A 14,368-nucleotide genomic window follows, 5' to 3' on the forward strand; every position below is an offset into this window, starting at 1 on the left:
GAGGGAGAATAACCGTGCGGTGCATGGCGGTCTCTCAGTCGAGAACCATTGAGGACGTACAATACTGCGTGGCATGTTGCACCTCAACATGTCGTTTTCCCTAGCCATATTCGCATTTCCGTGCCCCCGGCATGTGGCACCGCACCGCCCTGCAAGGCGCTTGCAGCACCGCTTCGGAGTCACGGCATGCGCGCCGTTCATATGCGCCCCCGCGCCCATTCGCGATGCCAGACACGCCCCAGTCGTTCGCTCCGCAACCTCCGCACGCTACGGCGCCTACTGCGTTGTCCGTTCCGTTCAGCACTTCGCCCGGCTACGCCGCGCTCGGAGAGAAGTTCTTTACCCGGCTGCGTCCCACGCCGCTGCCTTCGCCGTATCTGGTCAGCGTGGCGCCGGCCGCGGCCGCGTTGCTCGGCTGGGATGCGGGCATCGGCAACGAGCAGGCCTTTATCGAGACCCTGATCGGCAACCAGGTACCCGAATGGGCCGACCCCATCGCCACGGTTTATTCCGGCCACCAGTTCGGCGTCTGGGCCGGCCAGCTCGGCGACGGCCGCGCGATCCGGCTGGCGCAGGCCGAGACCGACACCGGTCCGTGGGAGATCCAGCTCAAGGGTGCGGGGCTGACGCCCTACTCGCGCATGGCCGATGGCCGCGCGGTGCTGCGTTCGTCGATCCGCGAGTACCTGTGTTCCGAGGCGATGGCCGCGCTGGGCGTGCCGACCACGCGTGCGCTCGGCATCGTCGGCTCCGATGCGCCGGTGCGCCGCGAAACCATCGAGACCGCCGCGGTGGTGACGCGGCTGTCGCCGACCTTTATCCGCTTCGGACACTTCGAGCATTTCGCCGCGCACGACGACGTGGCCGCGCTGCGCCAGCTTGCGGACTTCGTCATCGACAACTTCATGCCGGCCTGCCGTGACGATGCGCAGCCCTACCAGGCGCTGCTGCGCGAGGTGTCGCTGCGCACCGCGGACCTGGTCGCGCACTGGCAGGCCATCGGCTTCTGCCACGGCGTGATGAACACCGACAATATGTCGATCCTGGGTCTGACCATCGACTACGGCCCGTTCGGCTTCCTCGACGCGTTCGACGCCAACCATATCTGCAACCACTCCGATACGCAGGGCCGCTACGCCTACAGCCAGCAGCCGCAGGTGGCGTTCTGGAACCTGCATTGCCTGGCGCAGGCGCTGCTGCCGCTGTGGCTGTCGCCGGAAGAGGCCGACAAGGAAAGCGCGCGCGACGCCGCGGTGGAAGCCGCGCGTGCCGCGCTGGACCCGTTCCGCGACCGCTACGCCGCCGCCTTCTTCCGCCACTACCGCGCCAAGCTGGGCCTGCGCCCGCCCGCGGGCGGCGACGACAAGGCCGACGAGCCGCTGCTGACCGGGCTGTTCCAGCTGCTGCATTCGCAACGGGTGGACTACACGCTGTTCTGGCGCAAGCTGTGCGGGATCTCCTCCACGGACGCCTCGCGCGACGCGCCGGTGCGCGACCTGTTCCTGGACCGCGCCGCCTTTGACGCGTGGGTGGCCGACTACCGCGTGCGCCTGCGCGCCGAGCAGTCGCACGATGCCGCGCGCGAACTGGAAATGCTGGCGGTCAACCCCAAATACGTGCTGCGCAACCACCTGGCCGAGACCGCGATCCGGCGCGCGCGCGAACAGGACTTCAGCGAAGTGGACCGGTTGCTGGCCGTGCTGTCGCGCCCGTTCGACGAGCAGCCGGAAGCCGACCACTACGCGGCGCTGCCGCCGGACTGGGCGTCGGGGCTGGAAGTCAGCTGCTCGTCGTAATCCTGCGCCTGCCCCCGCGCCTGCACGCAAGTGCCAGCCGGTGTAAGGTTCGCGCAAATGCACGTCGAAAAATGCACGTCGAAAAAAACGTCCATTACCGAGGAAGACCCGACCATGACCACGACCAAGACCGACGCCGAGTGGCGTGAACAACTCTCCGACATCGAATACCGCGTCACCCGCCAGGCCGCCACCGAGCGCCCCTTTACCGGCCGCTACTGGGACCACTGGGACAACGGCATCTACAAGTGCGTGGCCTGCGGCACGCCGCTGTTCGAGTCGGGCACCAAATTCGATGCCGGCTGCGGCTGGCCCAGCTATTTCCGCCCGATCAACGGCGAGGTCATTGCCGAGCATGTCGACCACAGCCACGGCATGGTTCGGGTCGAGGTGCGCTGCAAGGAATGCGGCAGCCACCTGGGCCATGTGTTCGAGGATGGGCCCGCGCCGACCGGCCTGCGCTATTGCATCAACTCGGCTGCGCTAAAATTCGACGATCGCGACCCGGCGCAGCGTGAGGCGGATGATGCCCACGGCGCCGGCAGCGGCAACGAGCCCCAGCGCGATCCGCAGCGCTGAACCCTCCGGCAAGGACGCCGGAAACAACCTGGTACCGCATGAAATTCCTGTTCGACCTGTTCCCGGTCATCCTGTTTTTTGTTGCCTTCAAGCTGGCAGACATCTACACCGCCACCGCCGTGGCGATCGGCGCCACGGTGCTGCAGATCGGCTGGGTCTGGTTCCGCCACCGCAAGGTGGAGCCGATGCAGTGGGTCAGTTTGCTGATCATCGCGGTCTTCGGCGGCGCCACGCTGGTGCTGCACAACGAGACCTTTATCAAGTGGAAGCCCACTGTGCTGTACTGGATGTTCGCCGCGGCGCTGGTCGGCTCGGTGATCGGCTGGCGCAAGAACCTGATCCGCGCCATGATGGAAAAGCAGGTGACGCTGCCCGACCCGGTCTGGGCGCGGCTGAACCTGGCCTGGGCCGGCTTCTTCGGCGCGATGGGGCTGCTGAACCTGTACGTGGCCTACCAGTTCTCGACCGACATCTGGGTCAACTTCAAGCTGTTCGGCAGCATGGGGCTGATGCTGCTGTTTATCGTCGCGCAGAGCGTCTGGCTGTCGCGCCACATGCCCGAGAACACGCAGGAATGACCCGCCTGCCCCAGGCAACGGAAACCCAAGGAAACCACTGATGGCAGCCGATCCCGCCACCATCGAGGCGATGCTGCGTGAAGCGCTCGCCCCCAGCCACCTGGCCGTGCGCGACGACAGCGCGGCGCACGCCGGGCACGCCGGCGCCGCCTCGGGCGGCGGCCACTACGATGTGACCATTGTCAGCGAGCGCTTTGCAGGTCACAGCCGGGTTGCGCGGCACCGCATGGTGTATGATGCGCTGCGCGGTCTGTTCCCCACGCAAATCCACGCACTGGCCGTGACTGCGTTCACCGACCAAGAGTACCAGTCGCGCGCTCAGGCGCGCGCTTCTTCCAGCAACTCTCAGACCTGATTCCATGAAGACCACCGTCCTCTCGTTCAGCCTGGCGGCTGTGCTTGCTGCCGGCAGCCTGCCGGCCATCGCCCAGAATGCCGCCGTCGTGAATGGCAAGGCCATTCCGTCGGCAAAGCTGGACAAGTTGATCGCCGGCACCGGCCAGCCCGACAATCCGGAGCTGCGCGCGCGTGGCCGCAATATGCTGATCGACCGCGAACTGCTCGTGCAGGAAGCCAACAAGCGCGGCCTGACCCAGCGCGACGACGTGCAGGAACAGCTGGAACAGGCCCGCCTGAACGTGCTGGCCGGCGCGGTGTTCGAAGACTACGTGAAGACCCACGGCGCCAGCGACGCCGAGCTGCGCAAGCAATACGACAAGATCAAGTCGCAGTTCGGCAGCGGCAAGGAATACCACGCCCGCCATATCCTGGTAGAGAAGGAAGCCGACGCCAAGGCCATCATCGCCAAGATCAAGGGCGGCGCCAAGTTCGAGGACCAGGCCAAGGCCGCGTCCAAGGACCCGGGCTCGGCGGCCAACGGCGGCGACCTGGACTGGGCCAACAGCAACAGCTACGTGCCTGAATTCTCGGCGGCGATGACTGGCCTGAAGAAGGGCCAGATGACCGAGACGCCGGTCAAGACCCAGTTCGGCTGGCACATCATCGAGCTGGTCGACGTGCGTGACGCCAAGATCCCGTCCTTCGAAGAGGTCAAGCCGCAACTGACGCAGATGCTGATGGGCGACCAGAACTGGCAGCGCGAGCAGTTCCAGTCCATGATGAAGTCGCTGAAGGACAAGGCCAAGATCCAGTAAGTCAGGTCCGGTCGCCCCCGCCGGTCCTGCAAGTCGAAGGATGCAGCGCGTGGTGACGACCGCCCCTTACTCGCCTGATTTCCCGGCCCCTTCCTCAGCGCCTTTCCCGCCGGATTACTGGCAACTCTGGCATCTCTCGTCCCGGGGCATGTGCTATTGCGCACTGGCCTGGGCGACCCTGGACGGCGCCGCTCCCGGCTGGCGCCGGCTCCATCCCTACCTCCCCCTGCGTGACCGTTACGCGCCCGAGAAGATCCTGCACGCCGTGGTGGCGTACAAGGAGGCTCGCGGCGAGATCAGGCCGACCCCCGGTTTCGAAGCGAGGCGGATGCTGACCTATGCGTATGCGTCGTGGAGCTCGCGGCTGCGGGCGCCGATCCGTGGCTGAAACGAAGAACCGGAGTGAAACGGCCGCGGCCGTCAGGGCTTTGGCGGCGTTCATCGCCGAAAAACTAAAAAGCCACCGGGGTTGCCGGTGGCTTAGTGTGCTTCTGATATCGGCACAGTGGGGCGTGCCAAGAGCCATGGGTTATCAATGACCGGTTGGGTACTCCTTCTCCCGCTTGCGGGAGAGGGGAGCAAACCAGCAGCGTGCGAACTCACTCAGCAATCGGAGCCGCTGGCGCTGCTGCACCGGTGACAGGTCTTACCCCACCCACTTCCGCGCATTCCGGAACATTCGCATCCACGGGCTGCCGCCATCGGCAACCTGCTTCCATGCGTCCGGCGCCCAGCTCATGGTCGCGGCACGGAACACACGTTCCGGGTGCGGCATCAGCACGGTAAAGCGGCCATCAACCGTGGTCACCGAAGTGATCCCCTCCGGCGAACCGTTCGGGTTCAGCGGATACGTCTGCGTCACCGCACCGTAGTTGTCGACAAAGCGCAGCGCAACATTGGCCTCGCCGATATTGCCCTGCTGCGAGAAGTCGGCAAACCCTTCCCCGTGCGCCACCACGATAGGCATACGGCTGCCTTCCATGCCGGCGAAGAAGATCGACGGCGACGACTGCACTTCCACGGTGACGTAGCGCGCCTCGTACTGCTCCGACTGGTTACGCGTGAACTTGGGCCACGCCCCTGCACCCGGGATGATCGGGGCCAGGTTGCTCATCATCTGGCAGCCGTTGCACACGCCCAGCGCAAAGGTGTCCTGGCGGTTGAAGAACGCCGCGAACTGCTCGGCCATCTGCCCGTTGAACAGGATGGTCTTGGCCCAGCCCTCGCCCGCGCCCAGCACGTCGCCGTAGCTGAAGCCGCCGCAGGCGACAAAGCCCTTGAAATCGGCCAGGTTGGCGCGGCCCGCGATCAGGTCGCTCATATGCACGTCGTGCGTGTCGAAACCCGCGCGGTCCATGCTGTACGCCATCTCGATCTGCGAGTTGACGCCCTGCTCGCGCAGGATCGCCACGCGCGGACGGGCGCCGGTAGCGATGAACGGTGCGGCGATGTCCTCGGCCGGATCAAACGTCAGCACCGGGCTGATGCCGGGGTCGGCGGCGTCGAGCAGGCGGTCGTATTCGCTGTCGGCGCAGGCCGGGTTATCGCGCAGACGCGCGATGCGCCAGCTGACTTCGCTCCAGTTGCGCTGCAGGTCGGTGCGCGAGGCGCCGAACACCTTCTTGGCGTCGCGGTAAATCTCGACCTGGTCGGTGGTGTTGGGCTTGCCCACCACGTGGCTGCATGCCGACAGGCCGGCCTCGCGCAGCACCGCGAAGACCGCGTCGCGGTCTTCCATGCGCACCTGCACCACCGCGCCCAGTTCTTCCGCGAACAGCGCGCGCAGGGTCTGGTCGTTGCGACGCTCGGCGATCTGCTGGGCCCAGTTCTTGGCGTCGCCGTAGTCCTGCTCCTGCTGCGGGTCCAGCGCCAGCATGTCGACGTTGAGCGAGACGCCGCAGTGGCCGGCAAAGGCCATCTCGGCCAGCGTGGCCATAAAGCCGCCGTCCGAACGGTCGTGGTAAGCCAGCAGCTTGCCCTCGCGGTTCAGGCGCTGGATCACGTTGAAGAAGTTCTTCAGGTCTTCGGCGTTGTCGACGTCGGGGGCGCTGTCGCCCACCTGCTGCGTCACTTGCGCCAGGATGCTGCCAGCCATGCGGTTCTTGCCACGGCCCAGGTCCACGGCGATCAGCACGGTGTCGCCGGCGTCGGTACGCAGTTGCGGCGTCAGCGTGCGGTTGACGTCGTCCACCGCGGCAAAGGCCGAGATGATCAGCGACACCGGCGCGACCACTTCCTTGTTGACGCCGTCGTCCTGCCACTTGGTGCGCATCGACAGCGAATCCTTGCCGACCGGGATGCTGATGCCCAGCGCCGGGCACAGCTCCATGCCGACGGCGTGCACGGTGTCATACAGCTTGGCGTCTTCGCCTTCCACGCCGCAGGCCGCCATCCAGTTGGCCGACAGCTTGACCTTGCCCAGGTCCCTGACCGGCGCTGCGGCCAGGTTGGTCAGCGCCTCGCCAATGGCCATGCGGCCGGAGGCGGGCGCATCGATCACGGCCAGCGGGGTGCGCTCGCCCATGGTCATCGCTTCGCCGGCCTTGCCCTGGTAGTCCAGCGTGGTCACGGCCACGTCGGCCACCGGCACCTGCCACGGGCCGACCATCTGGTCGCGCGCATTCATGCCGCCGACGGTACGGTCGCCGATGCTGATCAGGAACGACTTGCTGGCCACGGTCGGGTGGCGCAGCACGTCGCGCACCGCCTGCTCCAGGCTGATGCCGGTCACATCCACGGCAGGCAGTTCCTGCTCGACGCGCCTGACGTCGCGGTGCATGCGCGGCGGCTTGCCCAGCAGCACGTCCATCGGCATGTCGACGGCGTAGTGCTCCTTGAGCGCGGCGTCGACGCTGGCGTCGACCAGTTGCAGCTGCTTTTCTTCGGTGGCGATGCCGACCACGGCGAACGGCGAGCGCTCGCGCTGGCACATGGCCTGGAACTGCGGGAAGCTGTCCGGCGCGATCGCCAGGACGTAGCGCTCCTGCGACTCGTTGCACCAGATCTCGGCCGGCGACAGGCCGGACTCTTCCAGGTGCACCTGGCGCAGGTCGAAGCGCGCGCCGCGGCCGGCGCCGTCCACCAGTTCCGGGAAGGCATTGGAGATGCCGCCCGCGCCGACGTCGTGGATCGACAGGATCGGGTTGGCGTCGCCGAGCTGCCAGCAGGCGTTGATCACTTCCTGCGCGCGGCGCTCCATCTCGGGGTTGCCGCGCTGGACCGAATCGAAGTCCAGGTCGGCCGTGTTGGTGCCGGTCGCCATCGAGCTGGCGGCGCCGCCGCCCATGCCGATGCGCATGCCCGGGCCGCCCAGCTGGATCAGCAGCGTGCCGGCCGGCAGCGGATTCTTGTGCGTATGCGAGGCGTCGATATTGCCGATGCCGCCCGCGATCATGATCGGCTTGTGATAGCCGCGCACGATGCCGCCGACGTTCTGCTCGTAGACGCGGAAGTAGCCGCCCAGGTTGGCGCGGCCGAATTCGTTGTTGAAGGCGGCGCCGCCGAGCGGGCCGTCGATCATGATCTGCAGCGGCGAGGCGATGCGGTCCGGCTTGCCGGTCACGCCGGGCTTGTGGTCGGGGTTGCGGTGCGCCACCGGCTGGGCGGCGTCGCGGTCGTTTTCCCAGGACTCGACGGCGTCGGGCAGCATCAGGTTGGACACCGTGAAGCCGGTCAGGCCGGCCTTGGGCTTGGCGCCGCGGCCGGTCGCGCCCTCGTCGCGGATTTCACCGCCGGCGCCGGTCGAGGCGCCCGGGAACGGCGAGATCGCGGTCGGGTGGTTGTGCGTCTCCACCTTCATCAGCGTATGCGTCAGCGCCTCGTGGCGGCCGTACTTGTGGTCGTCGCCGCGCGGGAACCAGCGCTCGGCCACATCGCCTTCCATCACCGCCGAGTTGTCCGAGTAGGCCACGATCGAGCCCTGCGGATTGAGCTGGTGCGTATTGCGGATCATCGCGAACAGCGACTTGTCCTGCTGCACGCCATCGATGGTCCAGGTGGCGTTGAAGATCTTGTGGCGGCAGTGCTCGCTGTTGGCCTGCGCGAACATCATCAGCTCGACGTCGGTCGGGTTGCGCTCCAGCTTGCCGTAGGCATCGACCAGGTAGTCGATTTCGTCCTCGGACAGCGCCAGGCCCATCTCGACGTTGGCCGCGGCCAGCGCGCTGCGCCCGGCCGAGATGTCGATAAAGCGCAGCGGCTTGGCCGGCAGTTCCTGGAACAGGCCGGCGGCGTCGTCACGCGAAGCGACCACGGTCTCGGTCATGCGGTCGAACAGGTGCGCGGCGACGGCGGCGCGGGTGTCCGCGTCCAGCGTCTTGCGGCCGCGCAGCAGGCCCTTCTTGCAGATGACCGTGATTTCGATACCGCGCTCGATGCGGTGGATATGCGTGAGGCCGCAGTTGTGGGCGATATCGGTGGCCTTGCTGGCCCACGGCGAGATCGTGCCGAAGCGCGGGATCACCACGAAGCGGTCGCCCTCGGGCTGCTCGGCGAAGGGTGCGCCGTAGGTCAGCAGCGCCGCCACGCGCGACTGGTCGTCGGCCGACAGCGGCGTCTGCGCGTCAACAAAATGCAGGAACTGGCCATGCACCGACTCGATATCGGCATCGATTTGCCGGAGAGCGGTAAGCAGGCGTTGCTGACGGAAGGCGGAAAGCGCCAAAGCGCCGGGGAAGCACGAGAAATGCGCCATGATCGTAGCGGTCAGGGAGGCGAGAGGTAGGGGCTGCAGCTTGGCCGACACCGCTGCATGGGGTGCCGGCTGGCGGGAAACCGCTATTGTACCTTGCCGGGGCCCGGATTTTGCACTGCGACAACAAGCCAGGGCCGTGTGACGGCGATTCGTGATAATGCCTATGCGTCACATCCGGCCATTTATGGCTCAGAGTGACGTGGCCGAGCGCGCGGCCTGCTCGTACAGGCCGGTCAGCACCCGCAGCAGTCGGGCGAGTTCGCCGATCTCGGCGTTCTCGTCGCTGCCCGGGGTGAAATTGCTGGTCAGGCATTGCTCGCGGATCTCGCGATAGCGCGCACAGGCCTCGGCGCCGGCCGGCGTGGTCGAGTAAATCGCTTCCTTGCCGACCCGCTCCCCCGCCACCAGCCCCAGCCCTTGCAGCTTCTTCAGCGCATAGGTCACCAGGTGGGTGTCCTCCACGTTCAGCACGAAGCAGATATCGGCCAGCCGCTTGGGCCGGCCGCGGTGGTTGACATGGTGCAGCACCAGCACGTCCAGGAAGGTCAGGTCGCGCACGCCGGCGGCGCCCATGCAGCGCACGACCCAGCGGCTGTAGGCGTTGTAGGCGGTATTCAGGCCGAACTCGAACTCGGACAGCTCCGGGCTGCGCACCGATACCAGGTGGGACGACGACACGATATTGGTGCCGGCCGCGCGCGTCAGCGCGGGCGCCGGCCTGGCCGCCGGGGTGTCGGGCATTGCATCGGCCACAGGCTCCGCCACGGCGGCGGCGTGGCCGGTCTCGACTGGCTTGCGTGCCATGCGCAAAACTCCTTTCGATGGGCGGCGCGGGTGCTAGGTATAAGCCCCGAGCGCATCGCGGCAATTTTAGCTTGACAGTTTATTGGCGAATTATGAGCATGAACACCTAATAAATACAGGTAAAGCATGAGGAGGAACGCCGGGCACGGCCTGCCCGGCGCATGCGCAGCCCGCCCCCTGCCTCATGCACGGCAGGCACCGTCCGCTACGGCGCCGCCGCCCCGCCCTCTCACCCGTTCTTGCGCCCATGCCATCGATGCTCCCCGACCTCGACACCCTGAACTCCAGACTGCGCGAAGGCGCCACCAGCCGCGCGCAGATCATCGAGCAGGCGGCGGCCGACGCAGCCAGTCCGGCAGCGGAAGCGGTGTTCCTGCACAGCACCTTCGAGGCCGCGGCGCAGGTTGCGCGCGCCGCCGATGCCGCCGGCCAGGCCGGCAAGGCGCTGCACCCGCTGGCGGGCCTGCCGGTGTCGGTCAAGGACCTGTACGACGTGGCTGGCGAGGTGACGCGCGCGGCTTCGGTGGTGCGCCAGGACGCCCAGCCCGCCGCCGCGGACGCCACCGTGGTGGCGCGGCTGCGCCGGGCGGGCGCGGCCATCGTCGGGCGCACCAATATGACGGAGTTCGCGTTTTCGGGCGTCGGCATCAATCCGCATTACGGCACGCCGGTCAACCCGGCCAGCACTGACGGGGTGGCGCGCATCCCCGGCGGCTCGTCGTCCGGCGCCGCGGTGTCGGTGGCACTGGGCCTGGCCGTCGCGGCGCTCGGCAGCGATACCGGCGGCTCGATCCGGATCCCGGCGGCACTGTGCGGCATCACCGGCTTCAAGCCGACCGCGCGGCGCGTGCCGCTGACCGGCGCGTTTCCGCTGTCCTATACGCTCGACACCGCCTGCGCGATGGCGCGCACGGTCGCCGACTGCGTCGCGGTAGACAGCGTGATCGCCGACAGCGCGGTGATGCCGCGCGTCACCAACCCCGCCGCCACGCGGCTGGCGATACCGCGCCAGTACCTGCTCGACGACCTCGACCCGGTGGTCGCGCGCGCCTTCGACCGCGCGCTCGGTCGTCTGTCCGCCGCCGGCGTGCAGCTCGAGCATGTGGACCTGCCCGAGCTCGGCGAACTGGCCGCGCTCAACGCGCAGGGCGGCTTTGCCTCGGCCGAGGCCTATGCCATCCACCGACAGGTATTGGCCATCAAACGCGAGCTGTACGATCCGCGCGTGGCCTCGCGCATCGACCGCGGCGCCAACGTCAGCGCCGCCGACTATATCGACCTGGGCCGCGCCCGCCTCGACTGGATCGCCCGCATGGAAGCGCGGCTGGCGCGCTTCGACGCCGTGGTCTGCCCGACCGTCCCGATGGTGGCGCCCGAGATCGCGCCGCTGCGCACCGATGATGCGCAGTTCTTCCGCGTCAATGCCCTGCTGTTGCGCAACACCTCGGCCTTCAATTTCTTCGAGGGCTGCTCGATCTCGCTGCCCTGCCACGCGCCGGACGAGTTGCCGGTGGGGCTGATGCTGTCGCACGGCCCGATGCGCGATGCCGGGCTGCTGGGCACGGCCCTTGCGTTGGAGCGCATTGTGCAACCTTCACAGCGCGACGAGTAAGTCCGCCGCCGCGCCGTTGATCTTGCGCCGGCGCCGTCCCCCGGGAACGTGCGCCGGCACCAGGTAGTACGCAACAAGCTGTACAACCGCGCCCCCGCGCGCACACCAGGAGAGATCGAGATGCGAGTCAAGGCAATCGTTGCGGCCGGCCTGGCGCTGGCCGCCATGACGGTACAGGCGCAGACCAAGTGGGACCTGCCGACCGGTTATCCGGTCAGCAACCTGCACACCGAGAACCTGCAGCAGATGGCCAGCGACGTGGACAAGGCCACCGGCGGCAAGCTCAAGATCGTGCTGCATCCCAACGGGTCGCTGCTCAAGGCCAATGAGATCAAGCGCGGCGTGCAGACCGGGCAGGTGCAGATGGGCGAGATCCTGATGTCCCTGCTGGCCAACGAGAATCCGGTGTTCGGCGTGGATTCCGTGCCCTTCCTCGCCACCAGCTACACCGATGCGTACAAGCTGTGGCAGGCGTCGCGCCCGGTCACCGAGAAGGTGCTCGACAAGCAGGGCCTGAAGCTGCTGTACGCGGTGGCATGGCCGCCGCAGGGGATCTACGCCAACAAGGCGATCAATGCCGCGGCCGACATGAAGGGCCTGAAGTGGCGCGCCTACAATCCGGCCACCTCGCGCATCGCCGAGCTGGTGGGCGCGCAGCCGGTCACCATCCAGGCCGCCGACCTGGCGCAGGCGCTGGCCACGGGCACGGTCAACTCGTTCATGTCGTCGGGCGCGACCGGCGTCGATACCAAGGTGTGGGAGAGCGTGAAGTTCTTCTACACCGTCGACGCATGGCTGCCCAAGAACATGCTGGTGGTCAGCAAGAAGGCCTTCGCCGCGCTCGACAAGCCCACCCAGGACGCGCTGCTCAAGGCCGTGGCCGACGCCGAGAAGCGCGGCTGGCAGGTGTCGGAGCAGAAGACCAAGGAATACCTGGCCACCCTGTCGCGCAACGGCATGACGGTGCAGCCGCCTTCGCCGCAGCTCAAGGCCGACATGCAGAAGGTGGGCCAGACCATGGTGGATGACTGGGCCAAGGGCGCCGGCGAGGACGGCAAGGCCATCCTCGACGCGTACCGGAAGTAGGCCGCAGTCCAGAGATCGTCATTCGCGCGCACGCGGCATCCAGCGGCTTTCACGTTCCCTTCGGGGAGAACGCCGCCGGGTCCCCGCTCACATCCCCGAAGGGGTATTCGCGGGGACGACGCTGCGCCGCGTGTTTTGCCTGCTGTTTGCCATCCCCTTGCCGCCGTCCACCATGACAACTCCCCCTCCCCCCAAGCGCTGGCTCGACCATCTGCTCGACCTCTTCGCCCGGCTCGGCGCGCTGTGCATCCTGGCCGTCTGCCTGATCATGGTCCTGATGTCGCTGTCGCGCGAAACCACGGTGATCTTCAAGGGCGGCGACGATATCGTGGCCTGGCTGTGCGCGGCCTCCGCCTTCCTGATCCTCGGCCAGACCTTCCAGCATGGCGGCATCGTGCGCGTGGAAATGGTGCTGGCAGCGGTGGGCCCGCGGCGGCGCTGGGTGCTTGAGGCGCTGTCGCTGTCCGTCTGCCTGGTGTTCGCCGCCTATGCGGCCTGGGCGCTGGGCAACTTCACCTGGCAGAGCTGGGAGATCGGCGACGTCTCGCAGGGCCAGATCGTGATCCCGCTGTGGATTCCGCAGAGCTTTGCCGCGCTGGGCTGCATCGGCTTCCTGCTGGCGGTGGCCGATGAATGGGTGCGCGTGGTGCGCCGGCAGAAGCCGCGCTACCAGCTCGCGCAGGAAGAAAAGCTCGCCGCCGGCGATTTCGGGGAGACGATCTGATGAGCACGGTCCTGATTGCGTTGATCCTGCTGGTGGTGCTGATCGTCTTCCTGGCGGTCGGCGCGTGGATCCCGGTGGCGATCGCGGTCACCTCGTGGGTCGGGCTGGTGGTGTTCTCCGACCGCGATGCGCTGGTGAGCCTGGCCAATGCGTGGTGGTCGTCGAGTGCCTCGTACACGCTGGCATCGTTGCCGCTCTTCGTCTGGATGGGGGAAATACTGTTCCGCACCAAGCTGTCCGAGCAGATGTTCAGCGGCCTGTCGCCGTGGCTGAACTGGCTGCCCGGGCGGCTGATGCACGTCAACATCCTCGGCTGCGGCATCTTCGGCTCGGTGTCGGGCTCGTCTGCGGCCACCTGCGCGACGATTGCCAAGTCCGCGCTGCCGGAGCTGACGCGCCGCGGCTACGACGAGCGCATCACGCTCGGGTCGCTGTCGTGCGCCGGCACGCTCGGCATCCTGATCCCGCCGTCGATCACGATGGTGGTGTACGCGGTGTCGGCGGACGTGTCGATCATCCGCGTGTTCCTGGCGGGCTTTATACCGGGGCTGATGCTGATGCTGCTGTTCTCGGGCTATATCGTGGTGTGGGCGCTGTCGAACCCGGACAAGACCCCGGCGCCCGAGCGCTACAACTGGCGCGCGCGGCTGGTGTCGATCAAGCAGCTGTTGCCGTGCATTGTGCTGATCGCCTTTATCGCCTGGATCATGGTGACCGGCTATTCCACCGCCACCGAGGCCGCCGCCTACGGCGTGGTGGCGTCGCTGGGGCTGGCGTGGGCGGGCGGGTCGCTGACGCGCGCGGCGTTCTGGGACAGCCTGATGTCGGCGACGCGGCTGACCGCGATGATCATGTTCGTGCTGGGCGCGACCTCGTTCCTGTCGGTGACCATGAGCTTTACCGGCATCCCGCGCGCGCTGGCCGAATGGGTGGCGGCGCTGCAGCTGTCGCCGTGGGCGCTGATCGCGGTGCTGACGGTGATCTATATCGTGCTCGGCACCGCGCTGGACGGCATCTCGATGATCGCGCTGACCACGGCCACGGTGCTGCCGATGGTGCAGGCGGCCGGCTTCGACCTGGTCTGGTTCGGCATCTTTATCGTGCTGCTGGTGGAGATCGCCGAGGTCACGCCGCCGGTGGGCTTCAACCTGTTCGTGCTGCAGAGCATGACCGGCAAGGACAGTAACTACATAGCCCGGGTGTCGCTGCCGTTTTTCATGATGATGGTGGTGGCGATCGCCATCATCACGATCTGGCCCGCCGTGGTGACCTGGCTGCCGGACGTGGTCATGCAGCAGGAAGTCAAATAGCATGGGCCGGACGGCCCGCCGCCGCCCCCGCC

General features: G+C 67.3%; 12 protein-coding genes. 10 read left to right on the forward strand and 2 right to left on the reverse strand.

The annotated features are described in order from the left end of the window. Positions 1 to 224: 224 nt before the first annotated feature. From AB1I47_RS12655 to AB1I47_RS12680, 6 genes are all read left to right on the forward strand, one after another. Positions 225 to 1,796, forward strand: a complete 1,572-nt coding sequence (locus AB1I47_RS12655) for a protein adenylyltransferase SelO (RefSeq protein ID WP_354684097.1) — start codon at positions 225 to 227, stop codon at positions 1,794 to 1,796. 114 nt (positions 1,797 to 1,910) lie between these two features. Beyond that, positions 1,911 to 2,375: a peptide-methionine (R)-S-oxide reductase MsrB gene (gene msrB / locus AB1I47_RS12660; protein ID WP_354684098.1), complete on the forward strand. Its 465-nt coding sequence runs from the start codon at positions 1,911 to 1,913 to the stop codon at positions 2,373 to 2,375. Positions 2,376 to 2,413: 38 nt separating this feature from the next. Then, a complete protein-coding gene (locus AB1I47_RS12665) occupies positions 2,414 to 2,953 on the forward strand; it encodes a septation protein A (RefSeq protein WP_354684099.1) in 540 nt (179 codons plus the stop codon). Positions 2,954 to 2,993: 40 nt separating this feature from the next. Beyond that, positions 2,994 to 3,308, forward strand: coding sequence for a BolA family protein (locus AB1I47_RS12670; protein ID WP_354684100.1), 315 nt, complete (start codon positions 2,994 to 2,996; stop codon positions 3,306 to 3,308). Between the two features lie 4 nt (positions 3,309 to 3,312). Continuing rightward, positions 3,313 to 4,107: a peptidylprolyl isomerase gene (locus AB1I47_RS12675; RefSeq protein WP_354684101.1), complete on the forward strand. Its 795-nt coding sequence runs from the start codon at positions 3,313 to 3,315 to the stop codon at positions 4,105 to 4,107. A 148-nt stretch (positions 4,108 to 4,255) separates the two neighbouring features. Then, a complete protein-coding gene (locus AB1I47_RS12680) occupies positions 4,256 to 4,495 on the forward strand; it encodes a hypothetical protein (RefSeq protein ID WP_354684112.1) in 240 nt (79 codons plus the stop codon). Positions 4,496 to 4,753: 258 nt separating this feature from the next. Here AB1I47_RS12680 and purL read toward each other — a convergent pair whose 3' ends face one another. Together purL and AB1I47_RS12690 are read right to left on the reverse strand one after the other, a co-directional pair. Continuing rightward, positions 4,754 to 8,800, reverse strand: coding sequence for a phosphoribosylformylglycinamidine synthase (gene purL / locus AB1I47_RS12685; RefSeq protein ID WP_354684102.1), 4,047 nt, complete (start codon positions 8,798 to 8,800; stop codon positions 4,754 to 4,756). A 189-nt stretch (positions 8,801 to 8,989) separates the two neighbouring features. Further along, positions 8,990 to 9,604 (reverse strand): winged helix DNA-binding protein, encoded by a 615-nt coding sequence (locus AB1I47_RS12690; protein ID WP_354684103.1) that lies wholly within the window; start codon positions 9,602 to 9,604, stop codon positions 8,990 to 8,992. Between the two features lie 247 nt (positions 9,605 to 9,851). Here AB1I47_RS12690 and AB1I47_RS12695 point away from each other — a divergent pair, with 247 nt between their 5' ends. From AB1I47_RS12695 to AB1I47_RS12710, 4 genes are all read left to right on the forward strand, one after another. Beyond that, positions 9,852 to 11,216, forward strand: a complete 1,365-nt coding sequence (locus AB1I47_RS12695; RefSeq protein ID WP_354684104.1) for an amidase — start codon at positions 9,852 to 9,854, stop codon at positions 11,214 to 11,216. A gap of 120 nt (positions 11,217 to 11,336) precedes the next feature. Next, the gene (locus AB1I47_RS12700) at positions 11,337 to 12,302 is read left to right on the forward strand and encodes a TRAP transporter substrate-binding protein (protein ID WP_354684105.1); all 966 of its coding nucleotides are present in this window, start codon (positions 11,337 to 11,339) and stop codon (positions 12,300 to 12,302) included. A gap of 172 nt (positions 12,303 to 12,474) precedes the next feature. Continuing rightward, on the forward strand, positions 12,475 to 13,026 hold the full coding sequence (locus tag AB1I47_RS12705; protein ID WP_354684106.1) for a TRAP transporter small permease subunit: 552 nt from the start codon (positions 12,475 to 12,477) through the stop codon (positions 13,024 to 13,026). Next, the gene (locus AB1I47_RS12710; RefSeq protein ID WP_354684107.1) at positions 13,026 to 14,336 is read left to right on the forward strand and encodes a TRAP transporter large permease; all 1,311 of its coding nucleotides are present in this window, start codon (positions 13,026 to 13,028) and stop codon (positions 14,334 to 14,336) included. The genes AB1I47_RS12705 and AB1I47_RS12710 overlap by 1 nt, the downstream gene beginning before the upstream one ends. Positions 14,337 to 14,368: the final 32 nt, after the last annotated feature.

This window comes from Cupriavidus necator, from assembly GCF_040578825.1.
Taxonomy (GTDB): domain Bacteria; phylum Pseudomonadota; class Gammaproteobacteria; order Burkholderiales; family Burkholderiaceae; genus Cupriavidus; species Cupriavidus necator_E.

Bases quoted from the DNA above. Each gene is read 5' to 3' on its own strand.
- AB1I47_RS12655 (WP_354684097.1), top strand. From the start codon at position 225: ATGCCAGACACGCCCCAGTCGTTCGCTCCGCAACCTCCGCACGCTACG.
- msrB (WP_354684098.1), top strand. From the start codon at position 1,911: ATGACCACGACCAAGACCGACGCCGAGTGGCGTGAACAACTCTCCGAC.
- AB1I47_RS12665 (WP_354684099.1), top strand. From the start codon at position 2,414: ATGAAATTCCTGTTCGACCTGTTCCCGGTCATCCTGTTTTTTGTTGCC.
- AB1I47_RS12670 (WP_354684100.1), top strand. From the start codon at position 2,994: ATGGCAGCCGATCCCGCCACCATCGAGGCGATGCTGCGTGAAGCGCTC.
- AB1I47_RS12675 (WP_354684101.1), top strand. From the start codon at position 3,313: ATGAAGACCACCGTCCTCTCGTTCAGCCTGGCGGCTGTGCTTGCTGCC.
- AB1I47_RS12680 (WP_354684112.1), top strand. From the start codon at position 4,256: ATGTGCTATTGCGCACTGGCCTGGGCGACCCTGGACGGCGCCGCTCCC.
- purL (WP_354684102.1), bottom strand. From the start codon at position 8,800: ATGGCGCATTTCTCGTGCTTCCCCGGCGCTTTGGCGCTTTCCGCCTTC.
- AB1I47_RS12690 (WP_354684103.1), bottom strand. From the start codon at position 9,604: ATGGCACGCAAGCCAGTCGAGACCGGCCACGCCGCCGCCGTGGCGGAG.
- AB1I47_RS12695 (WP_354684104.1), top strand. From the start codon at position 9,852: ATGCCATCGATGCTCCCCGACCTCGACACCCTGAACTCCAGACTGCGC.
- AB1I47_RS12700 (WP_354684105.1), top strand. From the start codon at position 11,337: ATGCGAGTCAAGGCAATCGTTGCGGCCGGCCTGGCGCTGGCCGCCATG.
- AB1I47_RS12705 (WP_354684106.1), top strand. From the start codon at position 12,475: ATGACAACTCCCCCTCCCCCCAAGCGCTGGCTCGACCATCTGCTCGAC.
- AB1I47_RS12710 (WP_354684107.1), top strand. From the start codon at position 13,026: ATGAGCACGGTCCTGATTGCGTTGATCCTGCTGGTGGTGCTGATCGTC.